We start from the raw sequence: 19,494 nt of genomic DNA on the forward strand, positions 1-19,494 counted from the left end.
TTCAGCTCCTCTACCTGGTTTCTGCGTTGGCGTTGAGCACGCGCTGTCCGTCGGCACGATGCACATCGAGCATGCCACCGCGCACGCTCCACTTCGTTGCCGTTGCCAGCGCCGCGAGGAACTCGCGTTCCTGCTGCATCACGCCGTCGCCGGCGCAGACCTTGCGCGTCGTCATCGCCGCCCCGACGGTCATGCGCTCACCGTCACTCGTGTAGGGGGCGCGGAAGCTGTTGCAACCAGCGTGCCCGAGCACCATTCCGTCGGCGAAGGACAGCGTCAGATCGGTCCCCGTCAACGGTCCCACCACAGCGTCCCGGCCGTTGTTGAAACCGGTGACATGCCAGACCACGCCTGCCAGTGTTGGCGAAGGTTCGGCCTGAAAAGCGAGTGCCGCACCCGTTGTCGGAGTGAGCGTCAGCCGGTCGCCGTCGATCGCGTAGCGAACCGTTCCGGCGAGTACTCCGTGAACTGACTTTTCCAGGACCATTGCCGGCGGCGCACAGGCCATCATCGTCCCAGCCAATGGAGCAAAGCCGATGCGGTCGCCGTCGATCGTGTAGCCGCCAAAAAACTGGTTGCAACCCGAAAAGCCGTCGACTCGCCCGGATTCGAAGCGCGCCGTCACCGGTCGCCCCGTCTGGGCGGTGGGTTCAGGATTCCTGCCGTCGATGGCGGTGAGTCGCCACGTCGGACCCTCGATGCTCATGGTCGGCGGCGGCGTCCGGGTCGTAGCCGGAACCCGACAACAGCCGACGAGCAGGCGGCCATCGGGCAGCGACACGCGCGCGGCGACCAAGTGCTGCACGTCGGACATGTTGTCGCTGCAGGGGGCATCGGTGAGGAAGGCGACCAGTTCACCACCCCGGCCGCTCGTCGGCCAGCCGCGCCATGCGCGCTCCTTGGTTGCCGTGCCACGCGTCTTGCTGCCGCGGTACTCGACGGCCCTTTGATCGGCCAACTCGAGCCGTGCCACGCCTCTTGCGGTGAACGACAGGCCCCATGAAGGCTCGCTGCCGAAACAGATCAGCGATGGCTCCGCTGCCCTGATGGGCAGTGGGCAAGCGAGAAAAAGCGCCAGCGCAGCGACCGGCTGCAACCCGCTCACGTTCATGTCACGGCCTCTGGTCTGGCCACCATCACTCGCCGCACAACAGGCGAATGCGGCGCTCGGCAAGTGCGAAGGCCTCGTCGGTCTCGGCGTTCAGGGCTTGCTGTTTGGCCTGGTCGCACGCATTCGCCGCCTGCACGTCGGCCGCCGCGGCGGTCGTAGCGGTCGGCTGTGCCGTCCGCGTGGGCGCGCAGCGGTCGTCGGAGACCAGCCTGATGTTGCTGAACTGTCCCTGTTCGATCGCCACACAATCCCCGACGATCTTGCCCGCCTGGTCGGAAATGATGCGCACCGTTGCGCCGCTGGTGGTCAGTACCGTGTACTCGAAGGACTGTGACCGCCCGGCGAGATGGCCAACCCCCCGACCGGCAGCTGCGCCACCGATGGTGCGCAGGGCACGATTGCTGCCGGAGCGTCCGCTGCCGGACGCCAGGCCAATGCCGCCGCCAATGATGGTCCCGACGTTCTGGGCCGTCGTGTCGGTGACGGTCGTCGCCACCACGTTGGTCACGCGCCCGTACTGCACGCGCGATTGAGCTTCGGCCAGCGTCGACGCGAGGCCGAGTGCGAGCGCGGCCGCGCCCAGAGTCGCATGGAAGAATGGATTGCTTTTCATGGACTTGCTCCGGAGTAATTGAGGAAGAGATGCAGCAGCCCGGAAGGCTCTCCGGTACGGCTCGACGAACGGCGTTCAGGCGAGTGCTTTTGCCTTGAGCCGGGCGAACTCCTCGGGATTGATCGTACCGGCATCCAGCAGTGCCTTGGCGTCGGCGATCTGTTCGGCGGGAGATTTTCCGGCCACCTGCCGGATGTAGGACTCCGCCTCGGACCGCGACTGCTCGTACGCTGCGCGTTGCCTCGCGGCCATGCCCTTGCCGCGGGCGATCACATACACCAGCGCGGTCAGCATCGGCAGGAAGAGCAGACAGATGAGCCACAAGGCCTTGGCACCACCACCGAGTTCGCTGTCCCTGAAGAGATCGCCAATGATGCGGAACAGGATCAGCAGATACGCCACGAACAGGAAGGCCGACGCGATCAGCCACATGAAATCCCAGAAATTGCTCATCGATGATCACCTTTCAACCAGAATGCCGGCGTCGCTGGATGTCGGCGCGAGCATTCTGCCCGTAGTTCAGCGGCGCAGCAAGTCTTCGGCATGGGAGTCGGCAAGAGAGTCTTGAGCGCGCGGGTGGGTCGCTGCCTTGTGGTGACAAGCCGTCGCCCTGCCGATCGGCAGGCTGCGAAGCAGTGCCTTGGTCGAGTGGGTGAGTTCAGTCTGCCCGCATCTCTGGGCCGCCTGCGCTCGGCTGCGTGCTCTTGGGCACGGTCGTGGCAAGTCGCGCGTGGGCAGTGGCAAGCTGCGGGCGACCCGAAACGGCGCTGCAGGCATGTCCCAACCCGATTCCCACTCCAGGAGCGGCGACCCCGGCGAAATGGCCCTCCGGTCGCCGGCCGGGATCAGAAGCGTCCGATGAAAGTGGCGCCGAACAGCGGCGCCGCGTCGAAGTCGTCCTTGCGCAACAAGTTGCCGGAGGAGTTCTCCACCCGCAACTGCCCGGCCGCGACGACACCGCCGTAGAGGTGCAAGGCCATCTGGTCGCTGAACTGGCGGGTGACCCGAAGGAATACCGGCACCCCGCGCTCTTCGCCGACTCCGTTCGGCGTCGGCCCATCGTTGTCCAGGCGGAAGCGCATGACGCGGTAGGACACGCCGACGCCGGCGGTCCAGCCGCCGTCGAACTGGTAGTCGAGTTCCAGACCCGCAGGCCCGGTCGGCCCACTCGCCAACGGGTTGATCAGGCGCCAGCGCTCGCCAAGGCGCCAATCGACCATTAGAAACGGGAACACGCTGGTCTTCTCGATCCCATCGTATACACCAATTCCCAGGCCGATGAGATTGCCATCCGCGAACCGTCTGGAGCCCGAGAAAAGGGCGCCCCAGACGAGTGAGTTACCCGTGTTGGCACCGTTTTCCCGGAACCAGTCGACCGATGGCGCCACCCCCAGTCGCCAGCCATCGCCGACCGCGAAGGACATGGGGAGGCTCAGGCCGTAACGCTGGACGACGCCCCAGGGTGATCTGCTGGCCAATGAGTTCGGATTCGAAAAGGAATAATCGAGATAGTCGTAGTTGAGCGTCAATCCTGCCCGCGTGCCGCCGCCAAAGTCGCGGGAAGCGCCGCCTCGAACGACCGCGCCGCCGACCTTGAAATCACCCCCGCGATCGAGGTCGGCGCTCCCCTGGTACAGCGGCGCGAGCGAGACGAAAGGCTGCCAGCCTGCGGCTCCCTGCCCCTGCGCCGGGGCATCCGCGACCGGATCGACATAGGAGCCGGCCTGCACCGGAGCAGCCGCTGCGAGCAGTGTCGCCAGGACCGTCAGGCCCGCAACGCGCGTAGAGAGGAAGTTCATGTCGCCCCCGCAAGAAAATTGCATGATCTCGCCGCAGGATAGCAGCGAGCTGTATGGCGTGGTGCGTCGCCGGCGGTCGACTCGGCTTCCGAATGCGCCCGCCGTTGCACGGGAGCAACAGGTTGTCATCCGGCAGGGCGAACGAAGCCAGGCCACCTCCTGCAGGCGGGGCGTCCGGCATCCTGGCCACGCGCCGATGGCCCGCTTCAAGGCCCGGCGAATGGTTGCAATTCTTCGTCCGAGGGCAGCAGTGTGGAAAACACGGCTTCCAGTCGGACGGGCAGTCCCGCCGGTGTCGTCGTGGCAATGTTGAGGCCCGAAGGACCCGATGGGCGCTCGATCTCGCCATCGATCCGTTCGAGCAGGTACGGGAAAAACGGATTGGATGACAGCCGGGTCAGGAAGTCCTGGTCGACGATCAGCGCGCCACGTTCGCCGCGGGCATCCATCGCGCCGAGGTTGTAACCGTAGTCGTCCTTCGTCTTCGGGTCGGGATACATTCCATACAGGGGATCATCCATCGGGATCGGGATCGAGAGGTGCGACAGGGAGAAGATTCCCGGCGGGTACGGCAGGCCCAGTGGACGAACGACGGGTTGCAACTGGCCGGGCGCGATGCTGCGCTCGACCGTCAGGTCGCTGTCGTCACTCGCGTTGGCGATGGTGGTGAAGCGATAGGTCACGGGGGTCGTGGGAGCGAGGCGGTCCACTGCGACGTACGACGACGGGCGCAGCAGCGGGGCGAACTTGAGTGTCCGGTTCACGTCGAAAAGCACGATCTCGCTACCGTTGTCCGGTAGATGCGCGTAGAGCGCGCTCAGGATTGCCGGTGTGCTGACGGTGAAATCGATTGCCGACTGGAAGGTCAGGACGGGCGGCAGGCCGCCGAGCTGGCCGGCTTTCGCAAGGCGCTGGATCTGCGCCTGCAGGGCGTCGGTGAGGCGGAAGGACTGGCGCGCGCCGTTGACCGGAAAGGAGTTGTACTTGAACGGGTTGAATTCCGGAATGACGCTCAGCCAGGCGGCATTGGCAAATGGCGGCAGCAAGGCTGGCAGGCTCGCCAGGCCGGCAAAGCGGGCAAAGCGGGTGATGCCGATCATCGGTGTGAACAGGACGATCCGCTCGGCGCGCGCGAGTCGCTGGTCTTCCAGTGCATCGAGCGAGTACTTCATCGCCAGCGCGCCGCCGTTCGAGAAGCCCACCAGATGCAGCGGTGCAGGGGCAGGCACGAGCCGACGCGCTTCGCGTATGGCGAGGCGGGTTGCTGCCATCCAGTCTTCCCAGCGGACCTTGCTCAGACCGGCGGGAACCGTGCCGTGTGCCGGCAAACGGAGGCCGATGGCGACGAATCCGTGCTCGCGATAATGTCGCGCGAAATGCCGCAGGCTGTAGGGCGAATCGGTCAGACCATGCAGCAGGACGACCACCCCCAGCGGTTTGCCATCGGGTTCCATGACGTAGGAGCGGTTCCAGTCCTGCGCAAAGCGCGCCGGGTAGACCGGACTCGCCTCGAAGTAGCGATTGATCGGCACGCGCTGGTCGGCTGCCAGCTTCTGGCTGACCTCTGCGCGTACGCTGCTCATGATCTCGTCTTCCTGCGCGAGGTAGCGGCTCCAGTCGGCTGCGTCGAGTTGACCAGCCGAGAGTTCTGTTGGCACGTAGGTATGCCATGGCTGCAACGCCGGGCCGCCGAGCACACGAAATGCGCGCAGGGCGAGCAGCGCGACGGCGACCACGAGGACCAGCAGCAGCACCCACTTCAGGATTCTTCCGATGGTTCCCAGCATAGTCTCGCCTTGTCACGTTGCCTGGCGTCGGCTCTTCAGCGCGCCCTGTTCGATGGATGGAAAACCCGTACCTGCGGGCGAAAGTATGGCCGCTTGCAAAGCCGGCAGTCAATCAAAAATGTCGAGCCCAGTTGCAGCAGCCGCGACAGGGCCGAGCGATGTCCTCTTGTCACACACTGCCCAACAGGTGGGCGACAAAAACAACCAGAACAATGAGCTGCGCGTCCATGACATCTTGTAGCGGGGTGCTCGGAGCGTTACCGGATGTCTTCCGCAGCGACGGCAAACGCCCCGGATCGGTGCCTGGCACCGGCATCGCCAGCTCCGCGTGCTCGGGTTCCCGTGCCGCTCCCTCGGCCACCTTGCGCCGGCTATAGCCAACGTGCGCCAACCGCCACGCCTGTGCCCGGATAACAGCAGCTGACCCCCGGTAACAATCCCGATTCTCTGGCTTGGCCTGTCGTTTGCCTGACCTCGCGAAGAAGACCGCAGAACACACCAAACAGCGAAGCCGATGCCGGCTCAAGAAAATGCCCTTGGAAGACCACGCAAGAAAAAATCGGTTTCACGCCGTCAGATTTCGACCGGCTTCAGGTGGGCCGCGACAGGAGTGGCAGAGGACGACTCGGCCTTCTGCCGCAGTTTGGCGTGCCGCCCGGGACTGTTCCGTGGCAGATGGACGAACTCGGGGATCAGTCCTTAGCGAAACAGGGCGACGGTCTGGCGTGGATCCGGTGGGTTCATGAGGAGGGACTCCTGACAATGAAAGGAGTCGCCACCCTGTCCCGAGTCGGCTGGCGGGTCAGGCCCCGTAACGTGTTGGACCGCTTTGTTGCGGCCGCCGCCGGCGGCGTCCGGTGGGCGGAAACCGGGCGGACGGGGGAGCGCGGCCAGATGTGCGGCAGCAACTCCGCGCAAGCTGAGCAACACCGATGCCGTCGCGAACAGGCGGCCAAACGCCACAAGCGCGGGAGCAGTCCCGCAGGACAGGTTCGCCGGCAGGCTGACTACCGTGATCAGGACGCGACGGACGAGACGCCGTCGCTGGCGGACCCAGCCCACGGCCGAAACCCGGCCCGCGACGCGGCACACGTCGCGGGCCATCCTTTCTTGAATGGTGATGGGCCAAGGGTAGCTTCAATCGCCCCTTACCGGAACATCCCCTTATCCACGCACCCACTTCCGGAACGCCTCGCACAGGACGGGCGTCGACAGCCGTGTACGTCCTGCGGACCGTGTGGGCAATGCAAACAGCCGGGTTGCCCACAGTCGCCCGCGGCGCTTGCCCACCGCCGTCGTGAACGATCGCATTCGCTGGCCCAGTTCGCCCTTCGGGCCTGACGCGTTTCGCTGGTCAGATCACTTTCTTGTGTGTCCACCAGTAGAAACCAAGACCCCACAACCATCCGCTTTCGACCACCGCGCGCGATTTCTTCCGGTGGCTGTATATCCGCGCCAACGAGGTGGTGGTCGGGCAAGATAAACAGCGGGCCGACACCGAGAAACAGCAGGGTCAGGTTTCCTCCGGGTGAACTCCCTTTGCCGGAGCGAACTCGTTGCGGTCGGCCCCACGGCCAACGACCGGGGGTACGGCACCACGAGGCGCCGTACCCGGGACCGCATCAGTCCCCGGCGGACCGCTTCAGCGCAGCGACTCCTGCACCGAGCGCAGCGGGCGCACCCATGGCTGGTTGACCTGCAATTCGGCGGGCAGGGCGGCGATGGCGGCGCGCGCCTGCGCCGGCGTCGGGAAGACGCCGAAGAAGAGGTTGTAGCGTTCGCCCTGGGCACCCTCGCTGACCGAGTAGGCGAGCGAGTCGAGCGCCAGATGGGCGATGTTGCGGTCGATGAAGCGTGCCATGTCGCCTTGACTTGGCGAGGTCACCAACTGCACCGTGTACGCTTTCGGGTTCTGTTGCAGGAGCCACTGGCTGTCATGCAAAACGGCGGCGCCGGCACCCTGCGGGCGCAGCTTGCGGATCGCGCCGCGCAGGTCGGCGAGGCTCTTCTCGAGGCTGCCGAGTTTGCCATCGACCCGGTCGATGCTCGCCTGCTGTTGCGCGTCGACCTCCTGCTGCGCGCTCAGCCGGGACGCCAGTGCGGCGACCTGGGCGTCCACCGCGCTGATGCGCGACTGGCTTTCGGCCAACGCCGACTCGGTGCCGGCGGGTGCGAAGGCAGGCAGCCACTTGACGAGGGCGAAGCCGAGAACGGTCAGCACGAAGACGGCGGCGATCGCCAGATGGGTCCACTTGAACCTTTCGCCGGTCTCGTCGCGGTGCGTCGCCAGTGCCGCCGCCAGCTTGCCGATCTCCTCGTCGAGACGTCGCGTCTCGGAGTGCAGAACGCCGACCAGGCGCTGCAAATCCTGGAATTCGGCGTAGTGCTCGCGCTGCAGGGCGCCGAGGCCGTCGATCCGTGCCGCGACGATCGCGTGTTGCCTTTCCGTCTGCTCACGCACTGCCTCGATGCGGCTCTTGTTGCCGCGCGTCGCGCTGTCGAGCAACTGGCAGGCGATGTCGAACTGGTCCAGACGCGCGCGCTGTTCGCCGACGATCTGCTCCTGCGCCCGGAACAGCGTCTCGAGCGAACCGATGCCGGCGTCGAGTTGCGCCAGTTCTGCAGCGATGCGCGAGTTGCTGCTCGCCAGGCGCCCTTCCCAGCGCTGCTCGGCGTCGGCGAGAGCGGCCTGTGCCTGACCCCGGAGCACCTCGATACGCTGTTCGACACCGGTGGCGCGGGCGACCAGCGACGAACCCTGCTGTTGCAGGTCGGCCCCGAGTTGATGCACGCGGCCCGACAGCATACCGCTGGACTGGCGGAGATCGTTCAGCTCGCTGTCGATCCGGCGATTGTTGTCGGCGTAGAGCGCCGTCAGTTCTTCGTAGTCGCGCAGCACGCGGTCGAGCTGGGCGTTGATCTCCTTCGCCGTCGTGCCGCTGCCGTTGGCCTGTGTCAGCTCGAGCAGCCTGGCCATTTCCGGGCGGATGAAGGGGGCTTGCCGGGTGGCTGGGTCGGTCGTGTTGGTTTCGCTCTCGAGCTGCGCATCGCTTGGCAGCACCAGTTTGGCAGTTTCGGTCATGTTCGATCCCTCCAGTGGATTGACGGTCACGCGTCCAGGAAAGTGCGTGCTGGCGCACGTTGCACAGGCAGTTCAGCGATTCTCCCGGACCTCCCTCGATGGCGACACGCGTGCCGATCAGACACGCTCGCGAGAGTATAGGTTGCGCGATCGATCGTGGTCAATCGACGACCGCTCAGGAGAGCATGTCGGCCCAGATGTTGCGTGCCCAGCCGTTGGCGATGCGGCCCTCGAGTTCGCTGCGTGCGTTTGACACGCCACCGGCGCCCGCTACCGGTTGCAGGACGCGGGAGGCGGGGTCGTACTGGAACACCGCGGCGACGTGGATTGCGCTACGCGCGTCTACAAAGCTGTAGCAGGTATTCATCAGCAGTGGTGCCGAGTCGGGTTGCTCGCCAGCGAGCAGCCTGAGGATCGCCGCCGCGGCGAGTTTCGCCTGCTGGTTGGCGACGTGCCCCGACTTCGGCATCGTCGGCGCCGGAAAGATCGCGTCGCCGAGCACATGCACTCCCGGCGTGTTGCTCGACTCCATCGACAGCCAGTCGATCTCGACCCAGCGCTGGTTGATCAGCTTCAGACCCGATGTCGCGGCGATGTCGGCGGCACGCTGCGGCGGAATGACGTTCAGGACGTCGGCCCTGACCTCGTCGAAATCGAGGCGGGCGGTCTTCGTCGCGACGTGCACGTCGCGCAACTCGCTTTGCGGCCGATATTCGATGATCCCCGGATAGAGCTCCGCCCACGCCTTGGCGAAGAGCCCCTTCTTGGAGACGATCTCGTCGTTGGCATCGAGAACGAGCACCTTGGCGCGTGGCCTGTGCCGCTTGCAGTAGTCGGCGACCAGGCAGGCCCGTTCGTACGGGCCCGGCGGGCAACGGTAGGGTGCGCGCGGGATCGACAGGACGAAGACGCCGCCGTCCGGCATCGCTTCGAGCTGGCGGCGCAGCGCCACGGTCTGTGCGCCGGCCTTCCATGCGTGCAGGATGCTGCCCTGGGCGGTGGCGTTGTCGAGCCCGGGAATCTCCTGCCACAGAAAGTCGATTCCGGGCGACAGGACGAGGCGGTCATAGCGCAGATCGCCGCCATCGGCCAGGCGCAGGCTGCGCGCTGCGGTGTCGATCGCCAGCACCTCGCCGTGCACGACGCGCACGCCCCAGTGGCGCTGCAGGCGGTCATAGTCGAGCGTGATCTCGGCCATGCTGCGGTTGCCAGCGATCACCAGATTGGACATCGGGCAGGAGACGAAACGGGGCGAGCGCTCGACCAGCGTGACGTCGACGCCGCGCGCGCTCCACATGCGCAGGTACTTCGCTGCCGTGGCGCCGCCGTAGCCGCCTCCGACGACGACGACGTGGCCACGCGCCGGCCGCAGCCCGCCGCCGGCACAGCCAGTCAGGGCGAGGGCTCCGGCCAGGGCGCCGGCCTTCAGGAAGGCGCGTCGATCGAGCTCTGCCATGTCGTTGCTCCCTACTTCTGCGCCGCAAGGTAGGTGGCGATCAGTTCCAGTTGCTCGTCACTGTAGCCTTTGGCAATCTGCGGCATGATCGTTCCGGGTCGCTGGCCGCTCTTGAAGTCGCGCAGCTTCTGCAGGCTGATGCGCATGTCGACGCCGGCGAGGCGGTCGATTCCGGAACCGGCGACCGCGTGGCCATTGGTGCCATGGCAGTTGGCACAGGTGGCCGCGAGACTGCGTGCCCGTTCCGGGTCCGCTGCCTGGGCAAGCGGGCTGCCGCTGAGCAGCAACAGTGGGGCAAGGGCTGCCAGCCATTTCATCGCGTGTCCTCCGAATCCGAAAAGCCGGCCGGCGTGTGCCGCCTCTGTCCGCCGCCGCGCCTGCTCACACGCGGACGATGCGAACGCTGTCGGTGCTGCCGGCGCGCGGCCCGGCCGAGCCGAAGACGAAGGCCAGCAGGTCGCCCTCGCGCACCAGTCCGGCGCCGCGGGCGGCGACGACGGCCAGCCGCAATTGCTCGCCGGGGTCGGAATTCGCCGGTACGACGAGCGGGCGGACTCCCCAGACCAGCGACAGGTCGCCGAGGACCTGGCTGCTCGTCGAGATACCGGCGATCGGCACCGTTGGCCGGAAGGCCGCGACGCGGTGCGCGGTCTGCCCGCTGCGCGTCGGGCAGAGGATGGCGGCGACCCCGAGTTCCTCGGCGGCCTGCACGGCAGCGTGTGCCACCGCCCAGGCGACACGGTCGCCGTCGGCACCGCTCGCCTCCGGGGCGACGCGCTGTCGCGGCCAGCCCTCGGCCGATTCGGCGACTTCGCTCATCATGCGCACGGCCTGGCTCGGGTAGAGGCCGACCGCCGTCTCCTCGGAAAGCATCAGGGCATCGGTGCCGTCGAGGACGGCGTTGGCGACGTCGTTGACTTCGGCGCGGGTCGGCAGCGGCGAGCGGGTCATCGATTCGAGCATCTGTGTTGCCGTGATCACCGGTTTCCCTGCCAGGTTGCAGTGGCGGATGATTTCCTTCTGCAACAGTGGCACGCTGCGCGCCGGCATCTGGATGCCGAGATCGCCGCGCGCGACCATCACCGCGTCGGCCGCCCTGATGATGCCGTCGAGGTTGTCGATGGCGGTTGCCGTCTCGATCTTCGGCACCAGGGCCGGACGGACACCACGCTTCGGCAGCATTGCGCGCACCCGCTCGACGTCTTCGGCGCGGCGAACGAAGGAGAGACCGAGGAAATCCACCTTGGCGGCGATCGCCATTTCGAGCGCCAGGGCGTCGCGTTCGGTGAAGGGTTCGACGTGCGCCTCGGCGCGCGGCAGGTGCATGCCCTTGCGCGAGCGCAGTGTGCCGCCGCGTACGACCTCGGTGCGCACGTCGTCGCCCAGCGACTGCAGCACGCGCAGGACGATGGCGCCGTCGGCGAGGTAGACGTCGTCGCCCGGGCAGACCCATTGCGCCAGGTCGTTGAGGGTCGTCGCCACATGCCGCTCATCACCCTGCCCGTCGTCGCTGCCGCTGAGGACGAATTCCTGGCCGTTTGCCAGTTCGACTTCACCGCTGGCGATGGCGCCCGAGCGGATCTTCGGGCCGGGCAGGTCGACCAGGGTGCCGATGCTGCGCCCGAGCACCTGGGACAGTTCGCGGACCCGGCGGACGTTGGCGCTGTGCGTTTCCATGTCGGCGTGCGCGGCGTTCAGACGAACCACGTCGACCCCGGCCTCCAGGAGTTCACGCAGCGACTCCGTCTCGGCGGTGGCGGGGCCGATCGTGGCGACGATCTTGGTTCGGCGCATCAACTACTCCTCGCTCGTTTCGCGCTTCCGGCGGCCCGGTCCGAAGCCTGCGGCCGCCATGTCGGCTGGCTTCTGGCCAATGTTCAGGATGCCGAAAGGCGAAAAAATCGCCGAAGTATATGGGGGGCCAGCGCAGACAGTCAATGCGCGTGCGGCCCGGCGGAACGCTCCGCCAGCTTGCGCAGCTCGTTGCCCTCCTGCTGCGCCCGTGCTTCCGCTTCCTCGCCGTGCTGGCGGACGCTGCACGCGAAGTCCGCCGTCTGCATCACGTTGCGCGCCATCTGCTCCACCGAACTCGACATGGCACTGGCGGCCTCGCACTGAGGGCGCGAGCCATCAACTCCACGCGCCGCTTCGGCGGCCAGTTTGGCTGCCGCGCCCAATGCTTCCTGCGAGCCATTGCGACTCGCGCCGACGGCCTCGCGCCGGCCGGCCTGCGCGGCGCCAATGTTGGCAAACAGGCTTCCCTGGTCATTCGGATGCACTTGCAGCACTTGCGTCAGGTCACCGGCAGCCAGCCCTGAACCGGCTGTCACGACAGTTGCCGGCTCGCCGCCAAGAAGCCTGAGCAGCATCCGCGCCAGCCCGAAGCAGGACACGATGACGCAGAGCAGCGTCATGACACCGCCCGCGATGCCGGTGGGCAGCATCCGTTCGTGCGTCGCGTCGGCGTGGGCCCGCGCGCCTGCGGCAGTGGCCTCGAGTTCGCCGGCCTCGCTGAAAGTGGCTTCGCCAACGGCAGCGGCGTCGGTCAGGAACGGTTGAATCCCGACGACATGGCAGCGGCTGTGCTTGAAGGGACGGATTGCCTGCTCGGCGCGCGCCGCTTCGTCGGCGGCGACCGCCATGGCGTTGCTGCTGCGCCAGATGACGACGTGCCCAGCGACCAGCAGGGCGCCGATGAGCAGCGCCACGGAGAACAGGGAGCGCTTGAGCGTGGGCTGTTTCGTGATCAGGGGAATCGATCCGGCCCGGCCGGCGGGTTACCCAGGAAGGGGATACTGAGGTCGCTGTGGCAGTCGGGCAAGGCGCCACCCGTGGTCACGGTTGCCGGGACGGCAGTATTCCTTCCGGACACGTCGCCGTCAACGGCGATCGTGCAGCGATCTTGAGCGGCCGTTGCTCTGGTGCCGTGCGCTGGTCTGCGGCGACGCCCGGCAGGTGAACCGCCCGACTTTGCCCGCCGCGCCCGTGCGGTGGTAACCTAGCCGCGTTCACCACCCAGGAGGAGAGACGATGCAAACGAGACCAAGTCGCTGGCTTGCCGCCATTGCCGTCGCCGCTGCCGTGTTCGGCTGCGTCGGCACCCCGGGGTCCGGTGGCGATCAACCGCGTTCCTCGGCGCTGCCGGCGCCACCCGACCCAGCCGACAACCCGACGACGCCGGCGAAGGCCGTGCTGGGCAAGAAGCTGTTCTTCGATCCGCGGCTTTCCGGCGATGGCAGCATGGCCTGCCAGGGTTGCCACTACCGCCATCTCGGCTGGACCGATGGGCTGGCGCTGTCACGCAAGGTGGGTGGTGGCATGAACACGCGCCACACGCCGAGCGTCTACAACACCGGGTACTACACCTCCTGGTACTGGGATGGGCGGGCCAAGACATTGGAGGGGCAGGTCACGGCGGCCTGGAAGGCGCAGATCGGTGCCGACCCGGCCCGGGCGGCAGCGGTGATCGCGGCTGTTCCCGCCTATCAGGCCGAGTTCCAGGCGGTGTTCGGCGCTGCCCCGAATGCCGAGAACACCGCGCAGGCGCTGGCGGCGTTCCTGCGCACGCTGAACAGCGGCGAGTCGTCATGGGATCGATACACTGCAGGCGACAGGACCGCCGTCTCGGCCGACGCAGTCGCCGGTTACGAGTTGTTCATCGGCAAGGCTGGCTGTGCCGGCTGCCACAAGCCACCGCTCTTCAGTGACGCCCAGTTCCACAACGTCGGCCTCGAAGCGGGCAAGGCGAATCCGGATCCGGGCCGCTTTGCCGTCACCAAGGATGTCAAGGATCTGTCGGCGTTCAAGACGCCGTCACTGCGCTCTGTGGCGATCTCGGGACCCTATTTCCACGATGGCAGTGTCAGCAGTCTCGATGCCGCAGTTCGTTACATGGCTTCGGGCGGCAAGGCCGATCCGAACAAGAGTGGCCTCCTGGTGAACCGCAAGCTTGCCGACAGGGAAATCGCGCAACTGCTCGCCTTTCTCGACACGCTGACCAGCCACGAGCGTTTCGACCCGCCCAAGCTGCCGTAACCGCTGCCGATGGGCGAAGAGCGGCTGCCGGCTGGCGTTGGCGCGGGAGGTGTCCCGTCTCAGCAGCCTGCCACCTGTTGCCGGCGGCGCGTAGCCACTCGTGCGCGGGTCCGATCAGGGGTGGATGGGGGGCGGTCGGCAGGCCATCGCTGCCCGGCGATCGCTGCGGCGGCAGCGCCGGCGCGGTCTGGGGATTCCTGGACGCTTCGTCACGCCTGCCGGCAACTGTTCGCGCGACCGTTGCAGCCATGAGCTGGCAGCCCGACCGTTGACGGCGAGGACGCAACTTTCCGGCATCGCCTTTGGTCTCGTCGCCTACGGCCTGTGGGGATTCTTCCCACTGTTCTTCCACCAGCTCTCGCAGGTGCCGCCGATGGACATCCTGAGCCACCGCGCCTTCTGGGCCTGCGTCTTCGTCAGCGGGCTGCTGACGTTGCGCCGACAGTGGTCCGGCGTCGCGGCAGTCGTGCGCAACGGTACGCATCTCCTGTTGCTGGGCGGTGCGGCGCTGCTCATCGGCGTCAACTGGCTGGTCTTCCTGTGGGCGGTCGACACGCGGCAGGTCGTCGCGTCGAGTCTCGGCTATTTCCTGACGCCGCTGGTGAACGTCGTTCTCGGACTGGTCGTTCTCGGCGAGCGCCTCGATCGACTGGAATGGCTGGCGGTGAGCCTGGCGGTCGCGGCGATCGCCAACGAGATCCTCGCTTTCGGCAGCCTGCCGTGGGTATCGCTGGTTCTTGCCACAACCTTCGGCACCTACGGCCTGATCCGCAAGCGCCTGCCGGTCGATGTCGCCCCCGGGCTCTGGCTGGAGACGCTGGTGATGCTTCCGCTGTGCGTGCTCTATGCGGCGTGGCAGGCCGAGCGCGGCCACTCCGTCTGGGTGGGGCACGCGCCGTTGACCATGGCGCTGCTGATCGGGTCCGGGGTGCTCACTGCCGTGCCGCTGCTGGCGTTCGCTGCCGCGGCGCGACGCCTCGACCTGGTGACGCTCGGCATGTTGATGTACATCAACCCGACGCTGCAGTTCGTCACCGCCGTCCGGCTCTTCGGTGAGCCGATGCAGGCCAGCCGGCTGCTGAGTTTCGGCCTGATCTGGCTGGGGCTCCTGATCTTCAGCTGGCGCGCGTGGCGCAAATACCGCAGTCCGCGCTGACCGGGGATGCTGCCGCCGTGCGGGCCGCCGGCCGGTCTTGTGAAGGGATCGGCAGAACTAGCTGCCGGAGCGGGTTTCCTGCCGATGCCGTGCGAGCCATTCGATCGCGATGCCGATTCCCGGCGAAGAGAGGAAGGCTACCATGACCACGAGCGTGAACCCGGCGCCCAGCAGCGGGATGCTCTCTGACATTTTCGTTCTCCAGTGTCGTCGATGGTCCCGCAGTCTGCGAGACCGGAACCCCCCCTCAGCGTTGTCCGTCGGGTACGGCCGAGGGGATCACGGGGGAAATATATTGACAGCGACGTCCGCAGACAAACGATAAAAACTCAGCCCACGAATGAGATTTTTTCATCCATATTTTCGGCTTTGAACAGGCCGCTGGCGGCGGGTGCTTGCGCTGCCTCGCAGACGATGGGAAACTTCGGTCTACTCACAAACGGGAGAACCTCATGACGAGTCAGGACATTTCGCGCTGGCAGGAACTGGCGCTGCAGTATGGTTCGGAACTGGGAATCAAGATCATTGCCGCGATCGCCTTCTGGGTCGTTGGACGCTGGCTGATCGGCACCGTCGGCCACCTAGTGCAGAGCGCGCTCGAGCGGCAGAAGGTCGACGCGACCGTCATGCGTTACCTCGGCACGGTGATCAACGTTACCTTGAACATTCTGCTGGTGGTCGGCATCCTGGGTTACTTCGGCATCCAGACGACCACCTTCGCCGCCCTCTTCGCCGCCGCCGGTGTCGCCATCGGTCTCGCCTGGTCGGGACTTCTCGCCAATTTCGCCGGCGGCGTCTTCCTGATCATCCTGCGGCCGATCAAGGTCGGCGATTTCGTGACCGTCGGTGGCGTCACCGGAACGGTGAAGGAAGTCGGCCTGTTCACCTCGGCGATCAACACGCCCGACAACGTGCTGACGCTCGTCGGCAACAGCAAGATCTTCGGCGACACGATCCAGAACTACTCGTCCAACCCCTATCGCCGCGTTGACCTGAAGGCGCAGTTGTCCGGCGCTGCCGATCACACGGCGGCGATGGCGCTGCTCAGGGAAAAGGTCGCGGCGATTCCCAACGTCCTTGCAAGTCCGGCGGTCGATGTCGAGATCCTCGAGCTGAATCTCGTCGGTCCGCTGCTGGCGGTCCGTCCGTACTGCCACACCGATCATTACTGGCAGGTGTACTTCGACACCAACAAGACGATTCGTGAGTCGCTCGGTGCCGCCGGTTTTCCGGCGCCGATGCCGGCGCAGGTGGTCTTCGTCAATCAGCAGTAGCTCCCGCGGCGGGCGAGGTGGACGCCGTGCGTCCGCCTCGCCCTGATCCCGTTCGGGCGTGGCACCCCAGTTCCTGTCCGGCAACCGTCTGCGGCTGCTCAACAGCGGCGGCGAATATTTCCCGGCGCTGCTGGCAGCGATCGCCGCGGCAGAGCGCGAGGTGCACCTCGAGAGCTACATCTTCGAGGATGACGAAACCGGGCAAGCCGTTGCCGCGGCGCTGGCGGCCGCCGCCCGCCGCGGCGTCGTCGTGCGGGTTCTCGTCGACGGTTTCGGCGCGCCGGACTTCGCCGACCGACAGCAACCGTACCTGCAAGCTGCCGGCGTGCAGGCAGTGGTCTACCGGCCGGAGATTGCACGCTTCCGCCTGCGACGCCATCGGCTGCGCCGACTGCACCGCAAGCTCGCCCTGATCGATGGTCGGGTCGCTTTCGTCGGTGGCATCAACGTCATCGACGACTTCAACTCGCCGTATCGTTCCTCGCCGCGCTACGATTACGCGGTGCGCGTCGAAGGCCCCCTGCTGGTGCCGATACAGCGGGCGCTCCATCGTCTGTGGGAGCTCGTCCTCTGGGCCCGGCTCAATCGCCGCTACCGCCTGGCGAGACTGGTCGAAGCGAGCGCAGCCGTGCGCGGCGAGCAGACGGCCGCCTTCCTGGTGCGCGACAACCTGCGCCATCGCCGCGACATCGAGCGCGCCTATCTCGCAGCGATCGGCGCCGCACGCGATGAGATCATCCTGGCCAACGCCTATTTCCTGCCCGGCCGGCGCTTCCGGCGGGCGTTGCGGGCTGCCGCCGGCAGGGGCGTCCGGGTGACGATCCTGCTGCAGGGTCTGGTGGAGTATCGCCTGCTGCACTACGCGACGCAGGCGCTCTATGGCAACCTGCTTGCCGCCGGGATCAGGATTTTCGAATACCAGCGCAGCTTCCTGCATGCCAAGGTGGCGGTCATCGACCGCCACTGGGCCACGGTCGGTTCGTCAAACATCGATCCCTTCAGTCTCCTGCTGGCGAGGGAGGCGAACGTCGTCGTCCTCGACGGGGGTTTTGCCGATGAACTGCGGGAGAGCCTGGCGGCAGCCATGCGCGACGGCGCACGGGAGCTGCCGGCTGACAGCTGGCAACGCCAGCCGTGGTACTCGCGCCTGCTGCGTCGGGCCAGCTACGGCGTGCTACGGATGTTCGTCGGCATCAGCGGCTACGGCGGCAGGCGGTGACCCCGAGGTGGCGCTGCGTCGTGCCGGTACGAAAGTGATCGACCAGTTGGCGATGGCCCAGCGCCAGAACTCGGACAGCGGCGCATGGCGCAGGTCGGCCGGCACGACATGGCCAAGGAACTCCAGTGCCGCCGCCAGCAGCGGGCTGCCGCTGCTGGCGGCGATGGCTCTGGCGCGCGTCTGCTTCGACAGCTTCTCACCGGCAGCGTTGCTCGCCAGTGGCAGGTGCGCATAAGCGGGGACGGACAGGCGCAGGCGCTGCGCGAGCCAGATCTGGCGAGGCGTCGAGTCCAGCAGGTCGGCGCCTCGGACGACGGAGTTGACTCCCTGCGCCGCGTCATCCACCACCACGGCGAGCTGGTAGGCGAACTGGCCGTCGGCTCGCAGCAGGACGAAATCGCCGACGGCCGCGGCCACATCCTGGCGCTGCGTTCCCTGCACGCGATCGTGGAAAACGATCTCCTCGGCCGGCGCAAGCATGCGCCAGGAGCGTGGGTCGCGCCCGTGCGGCAGACCGGAACGACACGTGCCGGGGTACACCGGGGCACCATCGACCCCCGCAGCTGGTGCGCGGGCGGCAATCTCGCGCCGTGAGCAGGCACAGGGGTAGATGTCGCCGTTCTCGCGCAGCTGGCTCAACGCGGCGCGATAGGCATCGAGGCGTCGGCTTTGATAGAGGACCTCGCCATCCCACTCGAAGGCGAGTCCCGCGAGCGTGCGCTGGATGGCGTCGGCGGCACCCGGAGCGGTTCGTTGCCGGTCGATGTCCTCGATGCGCAGCAACCAGTTGCCACCGCTTGCGCGCGCATCGAGATAGCTGCCGACGGCCGCGACGAGCGAGCCGAAGTGCAGCCGGCCCGTTGGCGAAGGGGCAAAGCGGCCGCAACAGTTAGCCGGGCGCCTTCCCGGTGATTCGAAATTGCGGCTCATCGCCGCCTGTCCGTGGTTGACGCCGTGCCCGCGGTGGGCCGCCGCGGTGCGTTGTCCGCTACGTGGAGCCTTGGTGTTTGCCGTGCGCCCGGGTAGAATCTTCCGGTCATCATCAGGATTTCCGCCATGCGCGACCGTTCGCTCACTCCTGCCGACGAAGCCGCCATTCTCGCCGAGGCACTGCCCTACATCAAACGTTTTCATGGCCGGACCATCGTCGTCAAGTACGGTGGCAACGCGATGACCGACGAGCACCTGAAGCAATGCTTTGCGCGCGACGTGGTCCTGCTGAAGCTGGTGGGGATGCATGTCGTCGTCGTCCACGGAGGTGGGCCGCAGATCGAGACGCTGCTCAAGCGCGTCGGCAAGAAAGGCCGTTTCGTGCAGGGCATGCGCGTCACCGATGCGGAGACGATGGAGATCGTCGAGATGGTTCTCGGCGGCCAAGTCAACAAGGACGTCGTCAACCTGATCAACCAGGCGGGCGGCAAGGCGGTCGGGTTGACCGGCAAGGACGGCAGCTTCATCCGCGCCAAGAAGCTGTTGCTGGCGGATCGCGACAACACGGAAGACCTGATCGACGTCGGCCAGGTTGGCGACATCACGCAGATCGACCCGTCGTTGATCGGCCATCTCGAGGCCGGCGGCTTCATCCCCGTCGTCGCGCCAATCGGTGTCGGCAAGAATGGCGAGACGTACAACATCAACGCCGATGTCGTCGCCGGCAAGATCGCCGAGATCCTCAAGGCCGAGAAACTGGTGCTGCTGACCAACACGCCGGGTGTGCTCGACGAGAGCGGTGTCCTGATCACCGGCATGACACCGAAACAGATTGACGACATGGTCGCCGACGGCAGCCTGTCGGGCGGCATGCTGCCGAAGATAGCTTCGGCGCTCGATGCCGCGCGCAACGGAGTCAAGAGCGTGCACATCATCGACGGTCGCGTCGAGCACGCGCTGCTGCTGGAAATCCTGACCGACCACGGTGTCGGCACGATGATCAGGTCGCATTGAGCCGGAGACCGCGCTGAA

Annotated in this window: 17 protein-coding genes; 5 read left to right on the plus strand and 12 right to left on the minus strand. The window is 66.6% G+C overall.

The window, feature by feature from the left end:
- Nucleotides 1–10: 10 nt before the first annotated feature.
- From V5B60_RS06265 to V5B60_RS06310, 10 genes are all read right to left on the minus strand, one after another.
- Nucleotides 11–1,111, minus strand: coding sequence for an META domain-containing protein (locus tag V5B60_RS06265; RefSeq protein ID WP_332346182.1), 1,101 nt, complete (start codon nt 1,109–1,111; stop codon nt 11–13).
- A 25-nt stretch (nt 1,112–1,136) separates the two neighbouring features.
- Nucleotides 1,137–1,724: a hypothetical protein gene (locus V5B60_RS06270; RefSeq protein ID WP_332346184.1), complete on the minus strand. Its 588-nt coding sequence runs from the start codon at nt 1,722–1,724 to the stop codon at nt 1,137–1,139.
- A 75-nt stretch (nt 1,725–1,799) separates the two neighbouring features.
- Nucleotides 1,800–2,177 carry an SHOCT domain-containing protein gene (locus V5B60_RS06275; RefSeq protein WP_332346185.1) on the minus strand — a complete coding sequence of 126 codons (378 nt, stop codon included), beginning with the start codon at nt 2,175–2,177 and terminating at the stop codon, nt 1,800–1,802.
- A gap of 392 nt (nt 2,178–2,569) precedes the next feature.
- Entirely contained in the window at nt 2,570–3,733 is a 1,164-nt protein-coding gene (locus V5B60_RS06280; protein ID WP_332346186.1) for a hypothetical protein, read from the minus strand.
- Nucleotides 3,730–5,310, minus strand: coding sequence for an alpha/beta hydrolase (locus V5B60_RS06285; RefSeq protein ID WP_332346187.1), 1,581 nt, complete (start codon nt 5,308–5,310; stop codon nt 3,730–3,732). Before V5B60_RS06285 ends, V5B60_RS06280 begins: the two co-directional genes overlap by 4 nt.
- A 1,642-nt stretch (nt 5,311–6,952) precedes the next feature.
- Nucleotides 6,953–8,392: an SPOR domain-containing protein gene (locus V5B60_RS06290; RefSeq protein WP_332346188.1), complete on the minus strand. Its 1,440-nt coding sequence runs from the start codon at nt 8,390–8,392 to the stop codon at nt 6,953–6,955.
- Nucleotides 8,393–8,567: 175 nt separating this feature from the next.
- On the minus strand, nt 8,568–9,848 hold the full coding sequence (locus V5B60_RS06295; protein ID WP_332346189.1) for an NAD(P)/FAD-dependent oxidoreductase: 1,281 nt from the start codon (nt 9,846–9,848) through the stop codon (nt 8,568–8,570).
- Between the two features lie 11 nt (nt 9,849–9,859).
- The gene (locus V5B60_RS06300) at nt 9,860–10,165 is read right to left on the minus strand and encodes a c-type cytochrome (protein ID WP_332346191.1); all 306 of its coding nucleotides are present in this window, start codon (nt 10,163–10,165) and stop codon (nt 9,860–9,862) included.
- A 64-nt stretch (nt 10,166–10,229) separates the two neighbouring features.
- Entirely contained in the window at nt 10,230–11,642 is a 1,413-nt protein-coding gene (pyk, locus tag V5B60_RS06305) for a pyruvate kinase (RefSeq protein ID WP_332346192.1), read from the minus strand.
- Between the two features lie 140 nt (nt 11,643–11,782).
- Nucleotides 11,783–12,556 carry a methyl-accepting chemotaxis protein gene (locus tag V5B60_RS06310; RefSeq protein WP_332346193.1) on the minus strand — a complete coding sequence of 258 codons (774 nt, stop codon included), beginning with the start codon at nt 12,554–12,556 and terminating at the stop codon, nt 11,783–11,785.
- 322 nt (nt 12,557–12,878) lie between these two features.
- Here V5B60_RS06310 and V5B60_RS06315 point away from each other — a divergent pair, with 322 nt between their 5' ends.
- Nucleotides 12,879–13,883 carry a cytochrome-c peroxidase gene (locus tag V5B60_RS06315; protein WP_332346194.1) on the plus strand — a complete coding sequence of 335 codons (1,005 nt, stop codon included), beginning with the start codon at nt 12,879–12,881 and terminating at the stop codon, nt 13,881–13,883.
- A 124-nt stretch (nt 13,884–14,007) separates the two neighbouring features.
- A complete protein-coding gene (gene rarD / locus V5B60_RS06320) occupies nt 14,008–15,039 on the plus strand; it encodes an EamA family transporter RarD (RefSeq protein ID WP_332346195.1) in 1,032 nt (343 codons plus the stop codon).
- Nucleotides 15,040–15,096: 57 nt separating this feature from the next.
- Here the strand turns inward: rarD and V5B60_RS06325 are convergent, their stop codons facing one another.
- Complete coding sequence (locus V5B60_RS06325) at nt 15,097–15,231, minus strand: hypothetical protein (RefSeq protein ID WP_332346196.1); 135 nt, start codon at nt 15,229–15,231, stop codon at nt 15,097–15,099.
- A 260-nt stretch (nt 15,232–15,491) separates the two neighbouring features.
- On the opposite strand from V5B60_RS06325, the gene V5B60_RS06330 reads away from it, so the two are divergent.
- Nucleotides 15,492–16,313 carry a mechanosensitive ion channel family protein gene (locus tag V5B60_RS06330; RefSeq protein ID WP_332346198.1) on the plus strand — a complete coding sequence of 274 codons (822 nt, stop codon included), beginning with the start codon at nt 15,492–15,494 and terminating at the stop codon, nt 16,311–16,313.
- Nucleotides 16,314–16,371: 58 nt separating this feature from the next.
- Nucleotides 16,372–17,532, plus strand: coding sequence for a cardiolipin synthase ClsB (clsB, locus tag V5B60_RS06335; protein WP_332346199.1), 1,161 nt, complete (start codon nt 16,372–16,374; stop codon nt 17,530–17,532).
- On the opposite strand, the gene gluQRS is transcribed toward clsB, so the two are convergent.
- Complete coding sequence (gene gluQRS / locus V5B60_RS06340) at nt 17,488–18,462, minus strand: tRNA glutamyl-Q(34) synthetase GluQRS (RefSeq protein WP_332346200.1); 975 nt, start codon at nt 18,460–18,462, stop codon at nt 17,488–17,490. The two genes, clsB and gluQRS, sit on opposite strands and share 45 nt — an antisense overlap.
- Before the next feature lie 126 nt (nt 18,463–18,588).
- On the opposite strand from gluQRS, the gene argB reads away from it, so the two are divergent.
- A complete protein-coding gene (gene argB, locus V5B60_RS06345; protein ID WP_332346201.1) occupies nt 18,589–19,476 on the plus strand; it encodes an acetylglutamate kinase in 888 nt (295 codons plus the stop codon).
- The last annotated feature ends 18 nt before the right edge of the window (nt 19,477–19,494 follow it).

It is taken from the genome of Accumulibacter sp. (assembly GCF_036625195.1).
Classification (GTDB): Bacteria; Pseudomonadota; Gammaproteobacteria; order Burkholderiales; family Rhodocyclaceae; genus Accumulibacter.